At 47.0% G+C, this 24,771-nt stretch carries 12 protein-coding genes and 1 pseudogene; 10 read left to right on the forward strand and 3 right to left on the reverse strand.

Annotated features, from left to right (window positions below; translation table 11 throughout):
• The first annotated feature begins 265 nt into the window (after window positions 1–265).
• The gene (locus NDI35_RS17000; protein WP_445313854.1) at window positions 266–1,573 is read left to right on the forward strand and encodes a SpoIIE family protein phosphatase; all 1,308 of its coding nucleotides are present in this window, start codon (window positions 266–268) and stop codon (window positions 1,571–1,573) included.
• An 87-nt stretch (window positions 1,574–1,660) separates the two neighbouring features.
• On the opposite strand, the gene NDI35_RS17005 is transcribed toward NDI35_RS17000, so the two are convergent.
• Window positions 1,661–11,212 carry a CHAT domain-containing protein gene (locus tag NDI35_RS17005; RefSeq protein WP_445313768.1) on the reverse strand — a complete coding sequence of 3,184 codons (9,552 nt, stop codon included), beginning with the start codon at window positions 11,210–11,212 and terminating at the stop codon, window positions 1,661–1,663.
• 908 nt (window positions 11,213–12,120) lie between these two features.
• Between NDI35_RS17005 and NDI35_RS17010 the strand changes: the two genes are divergently transcribed.
• The 3 genes from NDI35_RS17010 to atpC all read left to right on the forward strand — a co-directional run bounded on the left by NDI35_RS17010 (window position 12,121) and on the right by atpC (window position 15,192).
• On the forward strand, window positions 12,121–13,005 hold the full coding sequence (locus NDI35_RS17010; RefSeq protein WP_445313769.1) for a PEP-CTERM sorting domain-containing protein: 885 nt from the start codon (window positions 12,121–12,123) through the stop codon (window positions 13,003–13,005).
• Window positions 13,006–13,143: 138 nt separating this feature from the next.
• Window positions 13,144–14,601 (forward strand): F0F1 ATP synthase subunit beta, encoded by a 1,458-nt coding sequence (atpD, locus tag NDI35_RS17015; protein WP_006635884.1) that lies wholly within the window; start codon window positions 13,144–13,146, stop codon window positions 14,599–14,601.
• Window positions 14,602–14,784: 183 nt separating this feature from the next.
• Window positions 14,785–15,192, forward strand: a complete 408-nt coding sequence (gene atpC / locus NDI35_RS17020) for an ATP synthase F1 subunit epsilon (protein ID WP_190663502.1) — start codon at window positions 14,785–14,787, stop codon at window positions 15,190–15,192.
• A 91-nt stretch (window positions 15,193–15,283) separates the two neighbouring features.
• On the opposite strand, the gene NDI35_RS17025 is transcribed toward atpC, so the two are convergent.
• On the reverse strand, window positions 15,284–15,583 hold the full coding sequence (locus NDI35_RS17025; RefSeq protein WP_190743481.1) for a DUF7734 family protein: 300 nt from the start codon (window positions 15,581–15,583) through the stop codon (window positions 15,284–15,286).
• A 579-nt stretch (window positions 15,584–16,162) separates the two neighbouring features.
• Between NDI35_RS17025 and NDI35_RS17030 the strand changes: the two are divergent.
• The 5 genes and pseudogenes from NDI35_RS17030 (at window position 16,163) to NDI35_RS17050 (ending at window position 20,615) form a co-directional block, all read left to right on the forward strand.
• A pseudogene (locus tag NDI35_RS17030) lies at window positions 16,163–17,247 on the forward strand (ISAs1 family transposase).
• A 286-nt stretch (window positions 17,248–17,533) separates the two neighbouring features.
• Complete coding sequence (locus NDI35_RS17035) at window positions 17,534–17,680, forward strand: HNH endonuclease (RefSeq protein WP_445313770.1); 147 nt, start codon at window positions 17,534–17,536, stop codon at window positions 17,678–17,680.
• A gap of 7 nt (window positions 17,681–17,687) precedes the next feature.
• The gene (locus NDI35_RS17040) at window positions 17,688–18,167 is read left to right on the forward strand and encodes a hypothetical protein (RefSeq protein WP_445313771.1); all 480 of its coding nucleotides are present in this window, start codon (window positions 17,688–17,690) and stop codon (window positions 18,165–18,167) included.
• A gap of 53 nt (window positions 18,168–18,220) precedes the next feature.
• A complete protein-coding gene (locus NDI35_RS17045; RefSeq protein ID WP_445313772.1) occupies window positions 18,221–18,367 on the forward strand; it encodes a hypothetical protein in 147 nt (48 codons plus the stop codon).
• A gap of 127 nt (window positions 18,368–18,494) precedes the next feature.
• The gene (locus NDI35_RS17050) at window positions 18,495–20,615 is read left to right on the forward strand and encodes a hypothetical protein (RefSeq protein ID WP_445313773.1); all 2,121 of its coding nucleotides are present in this window, start codon (window positions 18,495–18,497) and stop codon (window positions 20,613–20,615) included.
• A gap of 58 nt (window positions 20,616–20,673) precedes the next feature.
• Here the strand turns inward: NDI35_RS17050 and NDI35_RS17055 are convergent, their stop codons facing one another.
• Window positions 20,674–21,618 carry a hypothetical protein gene (locus NDI35_RS17055; protein ID WP_445313774.1) on the reverse strand — a complete coding sequence of 315 codons (945 nt, stop codon included), beginning with the start codon at window positions 21,616–21,618 and terminating at the stop codon, window positions 20,674–20,676.
• 1,009 nt (window positions 21,619–22,627) lie between these two features.
• Between NDI35_RS17055 and NDI35_RS17060 the strand changes: the two genes are divergently transcribed.
• A complete protein-coding gene (locus tag NDI35_RS17060; protein ID WP_445313775.1) occupies window positions 22,628–24,700 on the forward strand; it encodes an iron uptake porin in 2,073 nt (690 codons plus the stop codon).
• Window positions 24,701–24,771 lie beyond the last annotated feature (71 nt).

The raw sequence follows: 24,771 nt of genomic DNA on the forward strand, positions 1-24,771 counted from the left end.
GATGTTCCCACCCCATATCCTGCTAACTATTAAATGTAGCTAAAGATTCCATCCTGTTTTGAATAATGTTTTTGGCTCTTGATCGCTACATCATACATCAATTCAGCAACGCCAAGATTTAGAAGCAAAATACCCGAAATTAATATCTAAAGTTGCAGCCGCTACTCGAATTATTGACACTAACACGACAACAACAAGCATTAATACTGGCACGACTTCGGGAGAAGTTTTAGATTTAGCAACAGTAATCAAAGCTTCTCAAGCTATTTCTGGGGTAACTTTCCTAGAGCAATTATTACCGAATTTGATTAAAATTCTGCTCGAAAATGCCGGGGCGCAAGTTGGATTCCTAATTTTAGAATCTCAAGGGCAATTGCTGATTGAAGCTGAAGGGGCTGTAGATTCAGAACAAGTCAAAGTTTTGCAGTCAATCAAGATTGAAAATAGCGAAAACCTGCCAGTCGGTGTAATTCAATATGTGGCGAGGACTCAGGAAGATGTGGTTTTATTGGATGCTACTAACGACGGAGTTTTTACTAGCGAGCCCTATATTGTCAAAAACCGGCCTAAGTCAATTTTATGCGCTCCTATTATTAATCAAGGCAAACTTATCGGCATTCTGTATCTGGAAAATAATCTGACTACCGGGGCGTTTACCCCAGATAGATTGGAAGTCTTAAAAATCTTATCCTCCCAAGCAGCTATTTCGATTGAAAATGCCCGACTCTATCAAAACTTAGAAGATAAAGTCGCAGAACGCACTGCTCAACTAGCTGAAGCGAATCAAGAAATTAGCACCCTGAATCAAAAACTAAAAGCGGAAAATGTCCGCATGAGTGCAGAACTAGATATTGTCAAGCAACTCCAACAAATGGTATTGCCAAAACAGTCAGAATTAGAGGCAATTGAAGGCTTAGAAATAGCTGGTTTTATGGAACCAGCAGATGAAGTTGGTGGCGATTACTACGACATATTACAACAGGATGGTCAAGTAAAAATTAGCATTGGCGATGTCACGGGACATGGTTTAGAAAGTGGCGTGTTGATGATGATGGCACAAACAGCCGTGAGGACGCTTCAGAAAATGAACGAAACAGATCCAGTGAAGTTTTTGGATGTCCTCAACCAGACTCTTTATGACAATCTCCAGCGCATGGACTCCTCTAGAAATATGTCTCTAGCTATCTTAGACTATGCCGGAGGCGTCCTGAAATTAAGCGGACAACATGAGGAAATGATTGTGGTGCGCGCGGATGGGAAACGGGAGTGCATAGACACGATGGATTTAGGCTTTCCCATTGGCTTAGTTGAAGAGATTGGCGACTTTATTTCTCAAGCAGAAGTGCAGTTAAATCCTGGGGATGTGGTAGTGCTTTATACTGATGGAATTCCTGAAGCTAAAGATATTAATAAAGCGCAGTACGGATTAGAAAGGTTGTGGCAAGTGGTGGTTAAAAATCGTCAGCGCTGTGTCCAAGAAATTCGGGAAGCTGTAATTGATGATGTGCGGCAGTATATTGGCGCTCAGAAGGTTTTTGATGATATTACTTTGGTGGTGATGAAACAGAAATAGAACTTCTCCCTCGCGAGTTCGGCGGTTGAAACCGCTACTACACAACAAAAGTCCGCCTTCGCGGACTCAAGAAATCAAGATGGCAGCTTACCAAGGGCTTCCGATCATGGTGAAACTACTCCAATAGTAAGGATGAGAAAAGTTTTGGTTGGTTTGTGGTAAATTAGCAGGTAAATTTAACTGGCCGCCTGTTGTTACTAGCTGTCCGTTTTCCAGTCGCACTTTACCGGACATTATTGCTTGTTGAGCCAGTTGCAAAGCTTCTGCCTTAGTTGTTGTTCCTCGCAACTGGTGGTATAATTCGCTCATTAGCCCCAAAGTGCCTCCGTCGTCAACATACCACAAACTCCCTAAAGCAGATTTGGCGCCGGATTTTACTGCTAATCCTCCAAAACCTAACTCTGCTTCCCGATCGCCCATAGCAGTTCTACAAGCACTTAATACTAACAAGTCTACTTGCGGATTGCGCCAATTCAAACTCTCCATGCGATCGAGCTGCAATTTGGAATTCCACAGTTGAATGTATGAATTGCTGGGTTTTCCCGGTTTGAATTCAGCGTGAGTTGCTAGGTGAACGATCCGAAATCCTCCCTTGACGTGTTCCGACTTGAGATTATCTAAAGTGAAAGCAGAATTGAGGAAAGATGGGCTTTGCCACTGAGCCGAAATCGCCTGCAATTCGATCGGCACATTGGGCAAGGGCTGTTGGTCAACAAATTCTGACCTTCCCATTGCTAGCACGGTGGCGTCTCTAACAGCTTTATAATCGGTATTAGTCGAACTAAAACTTGGAATTAGGCTGAAACTGTATTTTTCCATTAAGAACCCTTTACCGTCATGCAAAGCGGCAAAGGGCAGGCTTCGCAATCCCGCATCGACTGACAGTAACAAAGTCTGAATTCCTAAGTTTTGTAAGTCTTTTTCTAGGGGCGCGATCGCCCATTTATATAATTGCTGGGCGGCGGCTAGATAAGTCGTAGTATCGCGTTTTGCGGGATTCGTGATTTCAGCGCGAAACTCCTGGACGGTGGGGAAAAGAGCTGCTCTGTTGGCTTCGGGGACGCTGTAGTGAATCGGTCGCCCCACGGGAGGAACTAAAATTAGTTCTAATTGTTCGTCTCGCGAGACTATGTAGATAATACCAGACCGCTTGCCGGTTTGCTGTTCGATATTTTTTAAAGTTTCTTGGAATGTCGAAATCAAGACATTTTCCTCTGGGAGGTTAGCTTTTACCCCCAAGTATTCTCCAAATTCTTGATTCCTCATTTCTTCAATTCCCCACACTATATTCTGTATGTCGTTGACTTCAAAAAGTCGATCGGGAGACGGAACATCTCCCAGAACTACATTAGAAGTAGGGTTGACTGTAGGTGGTTGTTTTGATTCTTGTGGGGATGGTACGATGTCGGCGGATAATTGACTGGTGATACTTTGATCGATGGTTAAAATTCGATCGGCTGCTACACCGGGATTGTCTAGCGGTGGAATTTGGCGGCGTTGAAAGTCTTCTGAATCAGGGGTTGAAGATTCTCCTTGCGGTGCGGGTGTATCGGCGGCTGTGGGCGATTTTGGTGCTGTCACAGGTGCGGGCACTTGTATTTCCGTAGGATCTATGGGAGTGGGAGTGACACTCGGAGTGGGAGTGACACTCGGAGTGGGAGTGACACTCGGAGTGGGAGTGACACTCGGAGTGGGAGTTGGAGTTACTAGCGGAGTGGGAGTTTCACTCGGAGTGGGAGTTGGAGTTACTAGCGGAGTGGGAGTGACACTCGGAGTGGGAGTTGGAGTTACTAGCGGAGTGGGAGTGACACTCGGAGTGGGAGTTGGAGTTACTAGCGGAGTGGGAGTTTCACTCGGAGTGGGAGTTGGAGTTACTAGCGGAGTGGGAGTGACACTCGGAGTGGGAGTTGGAGTTACTAGCGGAGTGGGAGTTTCACTCGGAGTGGGAGTTAGAGTTACTAGCGGAGTGGGAGTTTCACTCGGAGTGGGAGTTGGAGGGACAACTGGAGTGGGAGTTGGAGTTACTACCGGAGTCGGAGTGACAACTGGAGTGGGAGTTGGAGTTACTACCGGAGTCGGAGTTGGAGTTACTACCGGAGTCGGAGTGACAACTGGAGTGGGAGTGGGAGTGACAACTGGAGTGGGAGTTGGAGTTACTACCGGAGTCGGAGTGACAACTGGAGTGGGAGTTGGAGTTACTACCGGAGTCGGAGTGACAACTGGAGTGGGAGTTGGAGTTACTACCGGAGTTGGAGTGACAACTGGAGTGGGAGTTGGAGTTACTACCGGAGTTGGAGTTGGTGTTGGCGTCGGGTCGATCGCGTCATCAGTCACAAACGCAATATTACCAACACTACTAGAACGCGGAAACGACTGATCTGTAATGCTAGATTGTCCCGTTGTAATTGCACCCGCCGTACCGTTGCTAGCAGCATCCCCCACAACAAACGGTTGAATCGGCGTCCCTCCATCTCCCCCAGCGTGCACAATTGTAATTTTGCCACCACCGGCGCCGCCAGCAGTAGAAATGCTAGCAAATCCCGTCGGCGATAGTGGGGTGGAAAAAGCACCCGTAGCGCGGAAAAAATTGCCTGTTATTGCTGTCACCTCGCCACCGGTGCCGCCTGTACCGCCTTGGGCATTGATCCACTCTACTTGAATATCGCCGATCGGATCTAAGAACACATTGCCCGCATTTCCGACTATAGCGCTAGAGTTAATTTGTCGGGTGGTAATTGAAGTTATCGCCTTAACAGTTATGTTGCCGCCACTGTTTGCCGATGTATTCAAATTACCTGCTGTGAAATTATTACCGCTTGTAAAAATAATTTCTCCGCCATTAGTAGTAATATTTTTAACACTTATATCGCCCTTGGCAGTAATATCGACTTTGGCGGCGGTGACATCTCCCGATAAGTTGACTTTTTCCGTGTTTAGTGCTGTCAATTGTTGCGCGTTAATTGTTGAGTTTCCTGTCACATTGCCAGCATTTTCGATCGCAACATTTCCTAACTTGCTGGTAGCCCCCACCGAACCGTTGAAAGTGATGCTGCCGCTACCGGAGGCTAGAGTTAAGTTGCGGGCCGCATCAATACTGTCGATCGCACCTCCAAAGGCAATATTCCCCCCAGCGGTACTCAATCTCACATCTTTCGTCAGCCCGAGAACACCGTTAATATTTATATTGCCATTATTAGTAGTAACATTGCCGCCCAACTTAGTGCTGGCAGCAGCAATATTAAAACCAGAATTGCTCGCAATATTACCGTTAATAAATTCCGCCTGCGTTGCCGTAACATTCAAAACAGAAAGTGGTGCTGTTCCTCCGATATTTCCTTGTACCAGCACATTGCCTGTAGCCGCATCTAAGTTCAACAAATGATTACCGTCTATCGCACCAGTTATCTTAATATCTCCGCCGCTGGTACTGAGATTAATATCGTTGCCGAGTGTGACTGTGCCGTTGAGAGCGATCGGATTTTTATTGGTATTGATGCCATAATTCAAATTAATTTTGGCAGCGTTGAGAGCAATGCTGCTGTTGTCATTGCCCGTAAGAGTGCCATCAAGTGCGATCGTACCAGTTCCCGTTTGAATATTTACTGGGTCTAAAAATGTGAGATTATAGGGAATACTAATATTAGCGCTGCTATCCGATCGCCCGATCGCGATCGAGCTAAATCCATTTTGAATTAAACTAATTTCCGATGCAGTCAAATCTAAAGCGCTAGTATTGTTATCAGTTCCCCCAACAACAATATTTTGTCCCGCTGTTGCGGGTTGCAGTGTTAACGCGCCCGTACCAGAAACGTTCCCAGAAAAATCAATTTCACCGGCTGTTAAAGTCAGCGGGTTACTACCTGCTGATAAACTAGAACCGAAAGCAATAGTTGCATCTCCGAGTGTAAAATTTACAGGCGCTTTTAATGTCACAGGGCCGCTAAAACTAATGTTATCATTAGTTGTGGCGATATTTCCGTTAACCGCAACAGTTCCCCCGCCATTTTGAATAAATGCACCGTCTAAATTCAGGTTATTCTCAATATTGAGATTTACCTTATTAGTAATTGTGAGCGCCCCGTCATTGGTTGTTGTTACAGTTCCTTTGAGATTGACATTATCAGCCACAATACCCAGATTACCAGCTACGTCAACTGTCTTGTTGAAAGTAATGTCGCTGCCTGAAAACACCGATTTTGGGGCAACCGTGACAGCATCTGCATAAGTTTGACTGCCAGTTGTAGTGACATTGCCCCCTAAAGATATCTTGCTGTTGGCAGTTAAATTAGTGAGAGGAGTTGTTTCGCCGATCGCACTTTTGAAGGTAAGATTACCGCTAGCCGCCTTCACAGTCAAATCGCTGGTACCATCAACAGTATTATTGAAAGTAATGCTGTCGCCTGAAAGAATTGGATTATTGGCAATTGTAACTGCATCTCCGTAGGTTTGAGCGCCAGTTGTAGTGACATTTCCCTTGACTTGAGTTGTGCCGCCAGCATCTGTAGTCAAACTCGCGGCATTGACTGTTTGATTAAATGCGGTTGTTCCTGTAGAGTTAGCTGTTAAATTGCCGATCGCATTTGTTGGATTCCCAACTGCACCATTGAAGGTAACATTACCGCTAACCGCCTTCGCCGTCAAATCGCTGGTACCCTCTACAGTATTACTGAAAGTAATGTCGCTGCCTGCGAGAATCGGATTATTGGCAATTGTGACAGCATCTGCATAAGTTTGACTGCCAGTTGTAGTGACATTTCCCTTGACTTGAGTTGTACCGCCAGCATCTGTAGTCAAACTCGCGGCATTGACTGTTTGATTAAATGCGGTTGTTCCTGTAGAGTTAGCTGTTAAATTGCCGATCGCATTTGTTGGATTCCCAACTGCACCATTGAAGGTAACATTACCGCTAACCGCCTTCGCCGTCAAATCGCTGGTACCGTCTACAGTATTATTGAAAGTAATGTCGCTGCCTGTGAGAATCGGATTGTTGGCAATTGTGACAGCATCTCCATAAGTTTGAGTGCCAGTTGTAGTGACATCGCCATTAAGTTCGGTTGTGCCGCCAGCATTGGTGGTGAAACTGGTAGCCTTGACAGCACTAAAGGTAGTTGTACCACCACTGTTAACGGTGAGATTTCCTAATACTGTCGCGTCGCCGATCAAACCTTTAACCTCAATTTTTCCAGTACCTGTTTCTAAAGTGAGATTGCCAGTGCCATCAATGTTATTGTTAAACAGAATATTGCCACCTGCTGCAGTGCCATTGCTGACTAACACGCTATCTCCAACTAGGGTATTGCCGTTAATTGTGATATCTTGAGATTGGGTGGTAATATTGCCATTCAGGTTATTAGTTGTAGCATTCAGAGTAATTGAAGCATTATCAGTTCCCGAAATCGATTGATTGGGATTTACAGAAATAGTGCCTTGAGTATTGAAAGTCACAGGATCGGGAAAAGATATCGGCAAATTCTCTACAGTGATATTGCCTGTAGTAGTTTTCCCTCCGAAAACAATGGCACTAAAGCCATTACGCAATGAGGATAAAAACGGTGCTCCTATATCGATCGCCTGCGGATCGACAGGAAGTCCAGCCTGGAAGCGAATTCCTACATTTGGCGAAAAAGGCTGAATTGAAAAAGTGCCTTTACCCTGCGCCGAACCTGCTCCCGAAAAGCCAATCTCATTGCCGATAATGCTAATATTTCCAGTACCGGGCAATCCATTAGCATCAATGCTATTTATCCCAACTTCATTGGGAGTGGCGATCGCGATCTCTCCACCGGCACCAGAAGTAGAGCTAGAATTAACCACTCCTGAGTATGCAAAAATGTTGCCTGTTTGACCTGTGAGGGTGATTTTTCCGCCATTGCCAGCAGTGGAACTGGAGTTAAGATTACTAGCGTTAATATTGTTGGCAGTGAGTGTAATCGGGCCACCATTTCCGGTAGTGGAGGTGGTATCAATTGCCCCTGCAGTCGTATCAATATCACCATTAGTGCTGGTAAGGGCGATCGCCAGTCCGGGATTTCTCATACTACCAACGGTAATATTGCCTGTAGTTTTAATCGAAAAATCGATCGGGCTCTTAACATCGAAAGAATTGATTGTTGTCAGGGAACGTAAAGCTTTTGGTTCCCCCATTAGCCCGTTGACATTAATAACGCCTGTTCCCGTAGTTAAAACTAGGTTGCCATCTCCGTCAACCGTTCCCCCAAAACTAATATCGCCTGCATTCGTTAACCCAGTATCGAGAGTGACATTAGAACCCGTACCAAGAGAAACTTTGCCACCAAAGGTAATATTCTGTTCGTTGGTAAGAATATTTGCATTTAAGTTAGTCGTTGGAGCCTTAAAAGTAATTGAAGCCTTGTCTTCACCTGTAATGTTTCCATCGACTGCAATTGTGCCAGCTTGCATTGTGACGGGCAAATTAAAAGTAACACCAGCGGGGTCAATTGCCATCTTCCCCGTCCCATCCGTGCGCCCGATAATCATTTGGGAAAACGCATCATTTAAAAACGGAGGTGCGAGTTCAGCACTGCTGAGATTCAAACGAGCATCCGCAGTATCACCCCCCACAGTAATATCTAAAGTGGGAGTAAGCGGCTGCAACTGGATAGTTCCAGTACCTTTAACTTGAATTGTTCCTGACAATTGAATTTCATCGCCCGTCAAAGTGACAGTGCCGCCTTTAGTCGCGTGAATCACACCTTCGGTGAGGTTAATTGGAATGGAATTGTTGTTAGCCTTTCCCGTGAGACTAATATTACCCGTTTCCATAGCTTGCACGCTGCTACTACCCTCGAACGTGAGGAAGTGAATGCCGTAGTTGCTAAATGCTGCACCTACACCCGTACCGCTTAAAACAATATCTCCATTCTCCGATCGTACACTGCCTGAGTTGAGTCTGATCCCGGAATTACTGTCCGTGCCTGCACTGCCCGTCCCCGTCAACGTCACCTTCCCCAAGCCTGCGGTTTGGATAAAACCGTAATATATCTCTATACCCTCGTTGCTAAACCCAGTGCCACCACCTGTACCAGTCAGACTTACATTTCCAGAGAGCGCTTTCACTGTGCCGGCGATTAATATCCCTTCATTCTCATTAGTCCCATTGCCCCCAACACCGCTCAGAGTCACATTCCCGGTGCCTGTGGACTCCACCACCCCATCCACCAAAATACCCCTGTTGTTGTCCGCGCTCCCCTGGCCTGTTCCTGTTAGGGCGATATCTCCATTCTGGGATTTTACCGTACTGCCCAAATCCCTTATCCCTTGATTGTCACTCGTCCCATTTCCCCCAGTCCCGGTGATAGTGACAGTCCCGTTCCCCGCCGTTGACTCGACTGTAGCGTTGTTTAGATTAACGCCTCTATTTTGGATTCCTGTCCCCGCACCTGTTCCACTCAGGCTGACATTTCCCCCAGCCGATTGCACTGTGCTTTTGTTAATAGATATCCCTTGATTACCATCTGTCCCGTTCCCGCCAGTACCGTTGAAAGTAATACTTCCTGTTCCGATCGATCCTACTGTACTGCTGTCAATAGATATCCCTAGATTATTAAATGTCTCGTTCCCGCCAGTACCGTTGAAAGTAATACTTCCTGTTCCTGCCGATTGCACTATGCTGTTGGTATTAATATTAATCCCGTTGTTGTCGCTTCCAGTTCCGTTACTATTGCCAATCCCAGTCAGGCTGATATTTCCATTCGCTGAAGTCACCTTAGACTCGCCTGTAACAACAATACCTTCATTGGGCGTGAATGCGCTGGTTCCGCCAGTACCGTTGAGAGTAATATTCCCGCTGCCAATAGTTTGTAGTGTGGCACCCGAAATCAAAATACCATTATTGTTTGCGGTCGCCTTTCCTCCAATACCATTCAGGTCAATGTTTCCACCCCCGGCATTAATTGTGCTGTTATTGACATTGATTCCCGGCCCCAACCCAAGATTCCCCTGACCATTACCCAGGAAATTACCACCATTAGTATCGATCGTCGAACCTACGATACTGACAGCACCACCGTTTAGATTATTATCACTATCAGCATTCAGAGTAATAGTGCCTCCCTGAGTGGTGATAGTGGTATTATTAATATTAATATTATTATTCGCATTCAGAGTCAGCGAATTATTATTAGTCCAAGCGAGCGGAGCGCTGACGGTAATATTACCTTGATTCGCAAAATCCGACGCAGTGGAAATAGTCACATTTCCCAAACCTAGCTGTGTTTGCAGCGTCCCATTATTAATTGTAGAAGTACCAGCAGAGGGCGTAAATGCTCCCTCTGCTAAAGTGCCGCCTGTATCCGCACCTGTACTAATAGTAATATCAGTAGGATCTAATAATAAGGTGCCAGCAATTCCAAAGGTCGATCGCAAATCAACTAATCCTTGAAAATCCAGCGATTGCTTTCCCGACACTTCCACAAAGCCGCCATTCCCAGAAAACAAGCCACCTCTGGCCGTAATATTGCCGTTAAAGCGAGTAGTTTCATCAGCCCAAACTATGACTCGCCCGCCATTCCCGTTACTAATAGCATCAACATTAATCGTCGAGTCGCTGCTAACAAAAGTCCGCAAAGCATTGGGCACAGTCCCCAAACCCTGATAATCTCCGCCAATCAGTACATTACCGCCGCCGTTAATCCCAGAAGCATCGATGTTGCCTGCAACAACTCCTACTTTGTCGCCTAAAATATTTACAGTACCGCCAGTGTTGCCAGAGACATTGAGAGTGCCGGATGCGATCGCCGTTCCCGCATTTACCGGCACAGCAACATTCCCCGTCAACACAACTTCCCCATTGGGATTTACCGTCAAACCCGTCGCCTGTGCCACACCTTGTCCAGTCAGCAACTCCGGCAAAGATAACACCGGCTGCGTCCAATTGTTGGGCAGCGAACTTTGATTTGCTGTCGGCTGAATATCCAAGCTCAATAAATTTCCAGCTTGACTAATTCGCACCAAATTGTTACCCGGTACGGCGCTGATGAGAATATTGCCGCTGGGCGCAGTTACCTGACCCGTATTGACAACCGTACCGCCGATCAAACTTAAACTTTGACCTGGTGTCACCGTCAAATTGCCTGCATTAATTATGCTTCCCCCTTGCAAATTGGTAAACGCAAAACTGTTCGGTGCCCCGATTAAAGTTGCCCAATTGTTATGCCCGATCGCACTAAACCACTGATTGTTCCCAAAACCAATCCCTGTCGCCGTAGTAGCATTAAAAGATCCAGGCACGTTGAGAGTGGCATTCGGTCCGAAAATTATGCCAGCAGGATTCATCAAAAATAAATTGGAATTCCCGCCCGTAACTTGAATTAAGCCATTTATTAAAGAAGGATTACCCCCAGTAATCCTTCCCAAAATATTTTGAATATTGGGATTGGTCAGAAAGTTAGCCGTTTGAGCCTCGCTGAGACCAAACTGAGTAAAACTGTGAAAAAGATTAGCCCCATCTCCGCTGAAAGACCCCCCGGAAATGTCGTAGCGGTTGCCGTTGGGAGTGACAAGTGTGTTAGTGCCGTCTGGTGCGGGGGCGATGGGTTGCGCGTTTGCCGAACCCGCCGCTGCACTCAGCCAGCCAACAATGAATAACCATCCGAGCAAATGTAGTTTGTTAGGTGTCATTGTGTTTAAAGATGGTGCTTAAAGTGCGATCGTATTTATTTCTACTATTGTTACTCCTAAAAATTTCTCATGTCAATAGGCTCAGCCTATTTTTGGTTGCCGAATAATTACGAGAGGACAAGGAAATGTATGTTTTCAATTACTATGATTTACTTAGAAACAGTTTTTTTACTATAAATCAGGCGCGGAAAATAAAACTTGGTTTATTGTTTCGACTTTCACTGCTTCCCTGACCCAATTACCTTAAAAAACCGGGTTAATGCGTCCGGGACTGTGGGGAAAAATAGGGCGCGAAATGCGAGGGTTAGGGGTTTAAAAAACTCTGAACTTTAGTCAAAACTACGTAAGTACCGCTCGCCTGTTATACAGCTTGCTTAGAGTGACAAAAAACTCGATAAAATCCCTACTCGCGGTCGCCGCTGCTTCTTTCTGCATCCGGCGACCAGCTTGCAGCACGCTTTCAGGAACAACGAAGCGAACAGCCGAGTTTCTCTCAAAAACTTTATATTTTTTGGATTAACTTTACCAAAACTTTATAAAGCTCGATTAAAATTTTTATGTATTTTTGATGAAAGCCAATATTTGCAAGTCTTGCACTCCACTTTAGACAGTTACTAAAACGAAGTAAATATAGTAGGTTGGAAGTCTAGGCAGGATGAAAATCTTGCTCTGACAGATTAAACTGTGCCAATGTGGTGTCAGTGAAAACTCTTAGAAGAAGCACTCATTTACTCCAAAACACCCTTAAGTGAGATCTGTATGTAGATTCACTGGTGTGGAGCCTCTTCTTTAGGTTTGACGATCGTCCTAAATATCGCAGGCTCCCGATCGTCGATTCGCGTCACGGCAACATGGCATTTAGGGCATTTTCCGCCTTACTACCTAACAATACTGGAGGAATCAGGGTTATGACTACCTTAACGCTAGTCAAAAAAACATCTTTTACAGTCGCCAGCTTGGCAACCACAATGTTGCTCAGCATCTGCACGCCCGTCCGAGCTTTCACGTTCGGCACTGTAGGCATCCAGTTCGAGCAAGATACCAATATAAACTTTACCTTCGACCAATCTCACAGCCCTTACCAGTCAAGCTTGTGGGTGGCCCAAGCTGAGTCAGGAAACAATGGCTACACCAACCTCGCCAGACTGTTTTACGAGACTAAACCCTCAGATAACGGCTCTGCCAACAACTGGAAAGGAACCTTCGGCAACGCAGTCACCTCGGAAAACGGCTCCATCACCCAAACCTTCAGATTTTTGAAGGATCAAATTTATGCCCTGCTGCTGTGGAGCGACACGGGTACCGGCAGACCTTTCGAGCAATACGTCTCGTCGAGTACCTTCATGAACAGCCCCCAATGGTGGGCCGCCGGCACCCAGTTCCGAAGAGATGAATGTCTGGTGGCGGGATGTCAGCTTGCTGTGTTTGGTGACTTTATGCTCAACCCCAACTCCAGCGACTCATTTACAAACATCAACGGCGGTAAAGGCCCAGAGCAATTTTCATCCCTCACAATGGCCGAACTGGCTAATGGCACACAAATCTCCTTCGACGATGCCCAACCAGGAACCGAGCTTGACTTCGAAGACTTCACCGTGTCGGCTCAGTTAGTCTCCGAACCAGTCCCCGGACCAGTCCCCGGACCAGTCCCCGGACCAGTCCCCGAACCAGTCCCCGGACCAGTCCCCGAACCAGTCCCCGAACCAGTCCCCGAACCAGTCACAGTGTTCGGGACTATGCTGGGGCTCGGAGCTTTGGCTGCAGCTCGCAGGAAAAAAAAGCGAGGGCAGTAACCATAAAAATGAGTATTAACCAGCCCCATACAAATCTAAATAGTGCGTCTGTTCAGTGGTACTCTGAGAAATAGCATTTCTAAATGTTAAGACTTTTTCCATAACGGGAAAAATAGCATCCTAACAAAGGCACTATTCATGGTATCCACCGCAGAAAAAACGAACGTAGGCTACATCACCCAAATCATCGGGCCAGTTGTAGACGTAAAATTCCCAGGCGGCAAACTGCCCCAAATCTATAACGCTCTCACAATTTCCGGCAAAAACGAAGCAGGTCAAGACGTTGCCGTTACCTGCGAAGTTCAACAACTGCTCGGAGACAGCCAAGTGCGCGCCGTTTCTATGAGTACCACCGACGGCTTGGTGCGTGGAATGGAAGTAGTAGATACCGGGGAAGCGATCCAAGTTCCCGTCGGAATCCCAACTCTCGGCCGGATTTTTAACGTCATCGGTCAACCCGTAGACAACCTCGGCCCGGTCAATACTTCCGAAAGTATGCCCATCCACCGCAACCCGCCGGCTTTCACCGAACTGGAAACCAAGCCTTCGGTGTTTGAAACTGGTATCAAGGTGATTGACCTGCTCGCGCCCTACCGTCGCGGTGGCAAAATCGGTTTGTTCGGCGGCGCAGGCGTCGGCAAAACCGTGATTATGATGGAACTCGTGAACAACATCGCCAAGGCTCACGGTGGCGTGTCCGTGTTCGGGGGTGTGGGCGAGCGTACCCGCGAAGGCAATGACCTCTACAAAGAAATGATCGAGTCGGGGGTTATTGACGAAGAAGACCGCAGCAAGTCAAAAATTGCTCTGGTTTACGGTCAAATGAACGAGCCGCCTGGTGCTCGGATGCGCGTGGGCCTGTCGGCTCTGGCGATGGCCGAATACTTCCGTGATGTCAGCAAGCAAGACGTGCTGCTGTTCATTGACAATATCTTCCGGTTTGTGCAAGCGGGTTCTGAGGTATCGGCTCTGTTGGGTCGGATGCCTTCGGCTGTAGGATATCAGCCGACTCTCGGTACAGACATGGGCGACTTGCAAGAACGGATTACTTCGACTACCGAAGGTTCCATTACTTCGGTTCAAGCTGTGTACGTACCTGCGGATGACTTGACTGACCCCGCACCGGCTACTACTTTTGCTCACTTGGACGCTACAACTGTGTTGTCTCGCGGTTTGGCTGCGAAGGGGATTTATCCTGCGGTTGACCCGCTGGATTCTACGTCTACGATGTTGCAAGTTAGCGTTGTCGGCGAAGAGCACTATGGTGTTGCTCGTCAGGTGCAGTCTACTCTGCAACGCTATAAGGAATTGCAAGACATTATTGCAATTTTGGGCTTAGATGAGCTGTCAGAAGATGACCGCTTGACAGTTTCGCGCGCTCGCAAAATTGAACGGTTCTTGTCTCAACCGTTCTTCGTAGCAGAAGTGTTCACCGGTTCCCCCGGTAAGTACGTCAAGCTGGCAGACACCATTAAGGGCTTCCAGATGATTTTGGCTGGCGAACTTGATGAATTACCGGAACAAGCTTTCTATTTGGTCGGCGATATCAACGAGGCGATCGCCAAAGCTGAAAAAATGAAAGCTGACGCCAAGTAATTTTAGTCATGAGTCAGTAGTCAGTCGTCATGAGTCATGAGTCAGTAGTTATTAGTTATTTGTTATTAGTTATTGGTTATTGGTAACAACTGACAACTGACAACTGACAACTGACAACTGATAACTGACAACTGACAACTGACAACTGACAACTGACAACTGACAACCGACAACTGACAATTTATGACATTAACTGTGCGCGTAGTGGCCCCAGACAAAACTGTTTGGGATTCTAATGCTGAAGAAGTAATTCTGCCGAGCACCACAGGCCAACTGGGTATCTTGAGCGGTCACGCTCCAATGTTGACAGCTTTGGATACCGGAGTGATGCGCGTCCGTCCCGGCAAGGAATGGGTGTCTATTGCTCTGATGGGTGGCTTTGCAGAAATCCAAGAAAACAAAGTTACTATTCTTGTCAACGGCGCTGAAAAAGGCGAAACCATTGATAAAGAAGCTGCTCGTACTGCTTACACCGAAGCAGTAGCTCGTTTGGAAAAGTCCGCTAGTGGCACTGACCAAGAGCAAATTAAAGCTAAGCAAGCAATCAAACGCGCGAGAGCTCGTTTCCAAGCTGCCGGCGGCACGCTCTAGCTCTCAGGGTAAGGACATAGTGCTTTTGTAGTAGGGACACAACATTGTTGTGTCCCTACTCTTTTGCTCGCGTTGTGTCCCTAATGTTTTGCTAAACTCCCGCTTCGGACAATAGAGATTGCATTGTTTCCCAAGATAACCCCTGCTGAAGATAGCGGGGGTTATTTGGATTGTAGGGACTCTCCACGCGATCGACACTGACAATTTTTGCTTCCTCCGGCAAAACAGGAACCTCTGGATCGAAAGCGGTCGATCGCGTCAGGGAGCTAGAAAAGCCTTTAAAAATAGCAATTTCATCGAACTCGCCGTCTATTTCGGCCTTGACGATTAAAACTTCGTGCGATCGTTTTACCGTGTATTGTTCCAAGCGACGAGCAATAGAGTCAGCCATAGCAAATCTCACTTTCCTGAAATCTGCTATAATATAGCTTAATTTTGTGGCTACTTTCAGGGACAGACAGCTAATTTTTTATTTTTAATTCAACCGTTTTTAATAGCAGGAAGTAAGCGCACATAATATAATTTATCTAAATAAAACAAACCATTTGAATCAGGAAAAGCCTAGTTGTCCGATATTTTGTGAGCCACATAAAGACTAGGTTTTAATTATCGTTGTCCCGTAAAAATTTGATGAAACAGCGTTTTGCTTGGGATATACGCTGCTATTTATGCTAGTTTTTTGCTGGAGAGCAGCTCTGGTAAGTTGTAACTCAAAGCTCATAAATAACTGTTTAAGCTGTTCTGTATTTAAATTGTATGTCAAAAAAAATCAAAGTCTTGTGGGGTGGGCGTCCCACCCGCCCTGAATATACAATTTAAATGCGCGACAGCTTAGGGGGCGGGCATTTTAGTTAGTGACTCAATTCTAGAGGGTTTGGGCGATCGAGAAAAATATATGTGCCGATTTGTCGATCGAGTCACAGTAAAAGGCAAAAAATCTGCCCATTTTTTTGACTGAGAAGAGCCAAGAATTGAGCGACCGAAACATCATCAATTAATTGATATTATCACCAACAATCTCAATTTGTGCCGTGATTTGCGGTGCTGATACATGGGTGGATATCGAAAGTGATGGGCGCAGCTCAATACGAATGGTTAAATAAAATTTTAGAATTGCCGAAGGGCATCCCGACCCATGACACAATTGCGCGAGTATTTTCTCGCCTAAAACCGGAGCAATTCCAGAAATATTTTTTGACTTGGATTCAATCTATTAGCTGCTTCAATCCAGGATAATTAATTGCAATTGATGGCAAAACTATTCGCCATTATTACGAGCGGGGAGGAGATAACAAAGCAATTCATACGGTCAGTGTTTGGGCGACAGTCAAAAATTAGTTTTAGGCTCAAGTTAAAATTGATAAAAAATCCAATAAAATCACAGCTATTGCGGCTTTAGTCAAAGTATTAGAATTAAATGTAAGCATTTTAACCATTGATGCGATGGGCTGTCCGAGGTCAATTGGGAAGTCAATTGTCGTACAAGAAGGAGATTATGTAATCACCTTAAAAAAGAACCAGCCATCTCTGTATGCCAGAGTAAAAGAGTTGTTTAAGCAAGCAATTAGAGGAGGATTTTCGGAATTGATACATAGGGCTTATTCGACCAAGAAAGAGAACAACCACGGTCGCTCAGAAATCCGAGATAACTTAATCTTAAGTAGAATCAAAGAGCTGATTAACCCCGACAATCAATGGGAGAAAGTTCACAGTATAGGTCTGATACAATCAGTGAGAATAGTGAAAGTAAAAACAACTATTGAAACTCGTTATTACATTAGTAGCTTACCAAATGATGCTCTCTCATTTTGGTGAATCAGTCCGCAGCTATTGGGAAGTGACTTTTATTTACATTGGCTATTAACTGTGGGTTTTCGTGAAGATAATTGTCGGATTATAAAAGATAATGCTCCGCCAAACTTTGCTATGATTAGACACAAATTTTCAATTTTTTGACAACAAAAAACATCAAAATCCGGCGCAATAAATAAGCGAATTCAAGCGGGGTGGGATGATGAATATGTGACTAAGATTCTCGATGTGGCAGTTAACTAAATTCTCACAAACAAATCATTACTAACTCTTCTACAACTTGTCAACAGTGGTTGTAATATTTTTATTTTTTCACAATTAGTTTTAAGTAAAACCCCTCCTTAATTAGTTCGCCATTTAAAAAGCCCTTACAAAGCGTGTCTGTAGCTTCTAATAATGGTGAATTCATCTCAAAATACACTCATCACTGATGAACAGTTTCCAATAAGATGCGTTCGCCCCGGTTGAGTACCAAAGGGGCGAATTGTTCGGCTTCGAGGTTAAAGAGTACCTACTTCAAAAATGGGGTATGAAATGTGCTTACTGTAGCGTTGAAAATGTCCCCTTCGAGATCGAACACATTCTTGCAAAAAGCAAGGGAGGTTCTAATCGAGTCACTAACCTCTGTCTCTGTCTTAGTTGTCACTCTTGCAACCAAGGGAAACAAACCTGTTGAGGAGTTTTTGAAAAAGAAGCCAGAAGTTCTCAAGCGAGTAATGGCTCAAGCGAAAGCATCTCTCAAAGATGCCGCTGCTGTTAACGCTACTCGTTGGGAGTTGTACAGAAGGCTTCAATCTACTGGCTTGTCTGTAGAAATAGGTTCTGGTGGTCGAACAAAGTTTAATCGCCAGACTAGAGGGATTGAGAAGCGACATTGGACAGATGCAGCAAGTGTTGGTGCATCTACTCCAGAACGACTTCTTGTCAATGGGATTAAACCCTTGATTGTCAAAGCTAAAGGACATGGCAGAAGACAGCGTTGCGGCACTGACAAGTTTGGCTTTCCAATTCCTCATGCTCCAGCTCAAAAGTTGTTTATGGGATTCCAAACTGGGGATTTAGTGAAGGCCCATGTTCTTACAGGGAAGTATGCAGGAAACTACACGGGTCGAATTGCCATTCGATTCAAACCAAGTTTCAAGTTAACAAACAACAGGAGGTAAAAGCTTTGACGTACATCCCAAGTATTTGAAAACCATTCATAAGGCTGACGGATATGAATATGCCTCCTGACTCAAAGGATTCGCTGTCGCTCAATTTATTAGTGGGCGACAATTCCCCAGACGCGCTCACCATTGGCGGAACTCGCGGAACTCGATATATCCGCCTCGGTTATAGCGTCTGGGGAATTGCCGCATTCTAGGTGGGCCTCTTGACCGACAGTGGTGATAGGCTATAAAACATAAGTAATTTAATATCTGTAGCTGTCGCTCAACAAACCACCACCAACCTGTGACGAATCAAGCGGGAGCCTTCAAGGGGAAAGAAAGATGAAAAAATTAGAATTTTTGCTACAGAAAGAAGGCGATCGCGCCTGGTTGCCCCTAGAAACCTCCGACGTGGAAATTCTAGAAGGTAAATACCGTGTTGTTGCTCGCATTCAGCACCCCAACACCGACATCGAAATTCGCGTTACCCATACCTCCTTCGACCCAGGGGCGCAGCGGAAAGTCCAAAGCCGATCGGCCCGCACCAACCCCGAAGGATTAGTCGTGATCATTCCCTACACTAGGCTCAAACCCGGACTGTGGGAACTCTCCTGCTTGCCAGATCCCAAAGCAACACCACTAAAACCTTGGCAGTACGGCGTTCAGTTGGAAGTATTGCCCGCAGAATCGGAAACCTCCGAACCCCTACCGCCGATCGACCAAACCGAACCGGCAACTTCCCCTCCAGCCCCACAAATTGCAGCGCCAGTCGATCGCCCCGCCCCACAAATTGCAGCACCGGTCGATCGCCCAGCCCCACAAATCGCAGCACCGGTCGATCGCCCCGCACCACAAATCGCAGCAGCGGATTCAGCACCGCAGCAGCAGACCAAAATTTACCAATTCCCAATTCCCCAAACCCCCGAACCCAAACCGGGCGTCAAACTCGAACTCGTCCTAGATCAAGAAACCTTCGTCACCAAACTCGGTCGCCCCTTAATTATTTCCGGCAAAATCGACATTCCCCAACCCCCCCAACAAAGCAGAAAAACAGCAAGTCTCATTCCCGAATCCGAAGCGATAGAACTCAAACAACTGATCGGTTCAGCACAACTGCAAATTTACCTGCGCGACCCCCAAACCTCAAAAATTCTCGCAGAAATCCAGCAGCCGATGCCAGAACAAGTTCCCCCCTGCATCTTTGCCTGCGTCACCTACATCCCAACCGAGTGCAAAAGCCGCCTCATTTTAGGAGAAGCAATTCTCAGCAGCGGCGGCGTCACCCTAGCCACCAAACTATTCACAATTACAGCTCGTTTAGAGCACCTTCTACAGGAAATTAAAGACAATTTCATCGAAGAAAAGCATCAAGCTGAACCCTCCCCAACAGCCTCAAAACAGCCGGGAAGCGCCAAAAATATATCCTTCCTCAAGCTAGTAGAAAAATCCTTAGACCCTCCCTCCCCAGCCGAACCCCCAAGCAAGGAAGCCCTACCCCCTTTACTGGCTTCGCGTCACACCCCAAGTGCAGGCGGTCTAGAATTGCCCGCATTCGGTAACAAACTGCCCGACAGCAGCCGATCGCAATTGCTGTCGGAAATTTCCAATTCGCCTCGAACTGCCCCAGAGTCGATCGACCCACAAACCAAACCCTCAGACATCCCAAACCCCGCTCAAACAGGGGAAATCGGAGCGATCGACCAAAAACCCGACAACAGCCCCGAATTAGAAAAAACAGCCCCAGAAACCCAGCCAGCACCCACAAAACAGGCATTTCAAACCTTAAACGTCGAAAGTCGATTTTGGTCGCGACTGAGTTCCTTAGCCAGCAACGGCGAATCCCCCGACTGGCTCAAAGCAACCACCCTGTCACCAACTCCAACAGCCGCCGCAAATAGCAGCGACGAAATTGCCGTTGTGGAAGAAAGCAGCTTAACCCAACAGCAACCCGAAACCAGCGAAACAATTTCCGACCCCAAATCTACTAGCCCCGAAGCCAGAGAATTTGTGGTTTTTGACGAACCCCCGCAACCGAAAAAAGTTGGTCAAAAAACCACAACTGTCGCCGCAGAAGTAACTCCCCCGACTCCTTACGTCTTGCCAGAAGACGAGTTAGTACCGATGCCAATTTTGGAATTACCGCGTGCCGAAATCATCGCGGGCCACGCTGTAAAAGTACAAGTGCAACTGCCGGAATTAATGCCCCGGATTTATGTGAAAGTTTGGGTGTACGATCGACAAACCTACCTGATTCTCGACGGGCCGCGCTGGATTACCGAATTTAAATCTAACGGGTTGGGAAATGTTCGAGCAAGTGTCGAGTTAGAGATTCCCTACGGCTGCATGGAAGTCGAATTTGAGGCGATCGCCGTCGAAATGCAAACTCAGCGGGAAAGCCACAAAATAAGCGTTCACCGCCAAGTTTTACCCCCAGCCGGGCCAACTTTACCCCTCGAAGGGTAAGCCCAAATCCGCGTGCATCCGCCTTCATCCGCTGACATCTGCGGTTAAAAAATCCTACTTACTTACCCGCCAACTGCCGAAACTTCTTCTTAAACTTATTCTTATACACGTAGATCAATCGCTGTAAATCTTCAGCTTGCAACGACCTCTCTGCAGCCAAACCCGTGCGGTTCCAAACATCCTCCTGACACTTGCGACGGCAGAAATTCATCGGTTCCGAGTAAACTTTCCCACTAGATAAAGTTGGCTTCGGGCCGCACCAGTGAATCACAGTCGCCTGAGTACGATCGCCCGCAGGTCCGCTTTCTTCCACCGGAAACTGCTTTCTCAGCAAATCCTGGTCAAAATCCGGCACCAACAACTGCATATCCACATTCTGCACCCGCAGTCGATTTTCTTGTGCCGCCCGGAAAATCATAAAGTTCAAAAACCCCATTTCTCCGTACTTAAATATCCCCGGATTTGCCGCCGTAAAATCTAAAATTTCCACGTATTCTTCCAAGCTAAAAACGCCGCGTTTAGCAAAGAAAGTACCCGTGCAGAAATAGTTCGATCGCGATTCCGACCAACGAAAATTCGGGAAATGCTTCTCAACGCCCGGAATGTCAAAGAAAAATTCCGAAACATCCGCATCCGGGTAATCGTAACAAGGCTTGTCTACAATAAAATCAAACTCTTGAAAATTAGCCAATTTGAGAACATCGCCCCAGACGATCGTATCGGCATCCAAAACCATAAAATTTGACCAAGGACTTTCCCAGAAAGCAATCATTTTAGTTTTGCCCCAACCAAAACTTCTTTTTCTGAGAACTTCTTCAGAAACAGTTGTGCGGTTGATAACTCGCACCCCATAGGCTTTTTCCAAAGCACTCACAGAAAACGTACCGTCAATCAACAGACAAATCGGCACATCTCCCAGGAAATAGCGGATGCTAGCACAGCAACCCTTAGCAAACAGATAATCTTGGTCGCAGCAGGCAATAATAATACCAAAATCTTCCATAAACCCTCACTCTTTTACTAATACGAGTTACCCAAAATAATGCGACTGTAGGCAAGCTCCAAACCTTGATGTCATAAGTTATTGCCAATTATTTAATCTAAAATGGTATAACTTGCTTACCCCCAGCGTTTGGGTTTTTTGTTCTGACAGCAGCTCTATTTTCGAGTTCTGCTTTTTCGCCAGCTTAACACTAAACTCCTCCGATCGTCCGTAGGCAAAAACATCGTTAAAACCGCTAGGAATCTTGGGCCTAGTTGGTCTGTCAAGCAAGTGAGCTTTCCTTGGGCCAACAGCGGGTCAATCACCACCAGTTGCAGTCGCACTCAAACAACAAAAAAGTTGTGTTAAAATAGCGGGAAATTAAACGCGCCGGCGGTTAGTCTCAAAAAAGGCGATCGTCCTGGCAAGTCCCGACGGCAGGGGGCATCAAAAAACCCAAATTGGTCAAGCCTGAACTTTGGTTTGGATAGGGTCAATCTACCAGCCTTTAAATCTCAGTTCCCCACTCAGGGCGGGAAAATAGCCCCTGCCGGGTCGCGAGGTTTAAAGTTAGGTTAAAAAGGTTGACATTATAGGATATAAAGCTGTATAAGGGATGCGACAAGCAGCCACAATCCTACCTATAACTGTGTGTTAAGTCTGGCGTAACCGAGGACTCTGGGCAGTTGTCAGTTAGAGGCAGATTGTGGTCGAACCCATAGAACCAGTTGTCGATCGCCCGCAGAGCAACTCAAGCAAGTCGGGCGATCGAGAGATGAAATTAGCACGTAATGGTATAATCAACTGTAATGTAATGTGGGCTTGACCTGAATTGATGCCTGGGCGGTATAAGGGCTCAGCTCCCTACGTTCAAGCAGAAGTAGACACGCCTACTGTGAATCAACTGTGAATCAACAGTTATGGATAGGTTCTATTTTGGCAGTTATTGTCAACAGGCAAGCAACCACAAAAATTAGCAGTTGGGAATTGCTGCTCGTCGAGTTGAATAGAGTGTGAAGGTGTGAGGAAAATGAACAGAACTTTTTGGAATTTACTGCTAGTATCCCCGGCAATTCTGGGGCTATCATCAGTCATGAGTGCCAGTGCGATCGCCGCAGAAGCGACCGCAACCGCTGAAGCCAACCAGCTAGCTACAGCTCAGTCATCTGAGTCAAAAATTGCAGAAATAGTTGGAGAAATAGTTGCAGAACCAGTTGCAGCAGCCCCTGCTGCCCCAGAAAACCTGGCTTTAAACAGCAGCGTCGAAGCGGCCCCAACCCCGGTCGTTAACGAAGCAGATGCTGAAAAACTCGCCTCAATCGAACCAGAAACCAGCGCAGCAGCAGTCCAAACAACACTGCAAACAACACTGCAAACAACAGGGAGCGACATCGACTTAGCAGCCCCAATCGCTTCTGCCAGCGCAGCAGCAGCGGCTGAACCCTTAGCAGCAGGAGGCACAGCCGAATCCTCGCCTCAAGCATCAGACTTGGCAGTGCAAAGCAGCCAGACAGACGCCCCTGGGAAAATTGAAGTGCCAGCAGTCGCCAGCACCCCAGTTACTACCCCAGCTACTAAAGTAGAAATTGCTCAGACACCAGCCGCCGGAATGGGCGGCCCCATCGTCCCTGTCGCTCCCCAAGCGCTGCCGGCCCAACCGACCGGAACCATGTCCCAGGTGACATCAGTCACTCAGCTCTCCGACGTGCGCCCGACAGATTGGGCATTCCAAGCCCTGCAATCCCTAGTCGAACGCTACAGTTGTATCGTAGGTTATCCCGACGGCACCTACCGCGGCAACCGCGCCCTGACTCGCTACGAATTTGCAGCCGGCGTCAACGCTTGCTTAGACAACATAACCAAATTAATTGGGTCAACAGGTAACTTAGTTACCCGAGACGACTTAGCCATCCTGCAACGCCTGCAAGAAGAATTTGCAGCCGAACTTGCTACCCTGCGCGGACGAGTAGACGGCCTAGAAGCCCGCACCGCAGAACTCGAAGCCAACCAGTTCTCCACCACCACCAAATTGGCTGGAGAAGCCATTTTTGCCGTCAGCGACACCTTCGGAGATGGTGTCGGCCTTCACGACGACAAAACGTCTACCAACTTCGGCTACCGGGTGCGGTTGAACTTCAATACCAGCTTCACCGGTCGAGACTTGCTCAGAACCCGCTTGCAAGCAGTCAACACCGCCCGCTACGACAGAGCCACGGCTACCGGTACCAACATGGCTCGCTTGGCCTTTGACGGCGATGACGGCAGCCAATTCACACTAGACGAACTGTACTATCGTTTCCCGATGGGTAAAGCTACAGTCTTTGTCGGTCCTAAAGGACTTGACCTAGATGAAATTGCAGACCAGGCTTCTACCTTTGGTAACTCTACGAGTAGCGGTTCACTTTCCAGATTTGGAGTTCGCAACCCGGCCGTATTCCGCGGCCCGCAGGGAGCAGGCGCAAGTGTGAGTTTCAACTTGGGCAGCCTCCGAGCTACCGCGGGCTATCTCGCCGGCGACAGCGATGCTCCCAACCCCGCAGAGGGCAGGGGCGTTTTCAACGGTTCTTTCAGCGCTCTGGGTCAGATCGGCTTTTTTAGCAGACCGTTTGACTTGGGCTTGACTTACACCCGGAAATACAATCGGGCAGGCGATGTTAGCCTCATGGGTGGCGTCGGCAGTGCCTTGGCTAATCGGCCCTTCGATCAATCACCCACCGCATCAGATAACTATGGGGTCCAAGTTAACTTCAAACCCAGCAGTCGCTTTCAGATTGGCGGTTGGTACGGTTATACGAAGGCTGAACAACTGCGGGGCGGCAACAATGACGCTACCATCCAAAATGGTGCTATCACTGTGGCCCTGGGAGATTTTGCCCGACAAGGCAACGTCCTCGGCTTCGTCTTTGGTGTACCGCCAAAAGTTACCGAGAGCGATGTCGCCAGAAACCGCAACACCTCTTATCACTTAGAGGGTTTCTATCGCTTCCAAGTCAATGACTTTATTTCGGTGACACCGGGCGTTTACGTGATTCTGAATCCCGAACACAACAACCACAACGAGGATATCTGGGTCGGACTCCTCCGTACTACCTTTAGTTTCTAGGGTTTCCAGACATCTAGTTACAGCTAAAAGCGGCAGGCAACTGCCGCTTTTATTTATTGGTCATCAGGCGA

The organism is Microcoleus vaginatus FACHB-2002 (genome assembly GCF_040004035.1).
Classification (GTDB): Bacteria; Cyanobacteriota; Cyanobacteriia; order Cyanobacteriales; family Microcoleaceae; genus Microcoleus; species Microcoleus vaginatus_C.

What these genes read in the sequence shown, in the direction of transcription:
- atpD (WP_006635884.1), top strand. Translation starts at nt 13,144, where the DNA reads ATGGTATCCACCGCAGAAAAAACGAACGTAGGCTACATCACCCAAATC.
- atpC (WP_190663502.1), top strand. Translation starts at nt 14,785, where the DNA reads ATGACATTAACTGTGCGCGTAGTGGCCCCAGACAAAACTGTTTGGGAT.
- NDI35_RS17060 (WP_445313775.1), top strand. Translation starts at nt 22,628, where the DNA reads ATGAACAGAACTTTTTGGAATTTACTGCTAGTATCCCCGGCAATTCTG.
- NDI35_RS17005 (WP_445313768.1), bottom strand. Translation starts at nt 11,212, where the DNA reads ATGACACCTAACAAACTACATTTGCTCGGATGGTTATTCATTGTTGGC.
- NDI35_RS17050 (WP_445313773.1), top strand. Translation starts at nt 18,495, where the DNA reads ATGAAAAAATTAGAATTTTTGCTACAGAAAGAAGGCGATCGCGCCTGG.
- NDI35_RS17045 (WP_445313772.1), top strand. Translation starts at nt 18,221, where the DNA reads ATGAATATGCCTCCTGACTCAAAGGATTCGCTGTCGCTCAATTTATTA.
- NDI35_RS17010 (WP_445313769.1), top strand. Translation starts at nt 12,121, where the DNA reads ATGACTACCTTAACGCTAGTCAAAAAAACATCTTTTACAGTCGCCAGC.
- NDI35_RS17025 (WP_190743481.1), bottom strand. Translation starts at nt 15,583, where the DNA reads ATGGCTGACTCTATTGCTCGTCGCTTGGAACAATACACGGTAAAACGA.
- NDI35_RS17055 (WP_445313774.1), bottom strand. Translation starts at nt 21,618, where the DNA reads ATGGAAGATTTTGGTATTATTATTGCCTGCTGCGACCAAGATTATCTG.
- NDI35_RS17035 (WP_445313770.1), top strand. Translation starts at nt 17,534, where the DNA reads ATGAAATGTGCTTACTGTAGCGTTGAAAATGTCCCCTTCGAGATCGAA.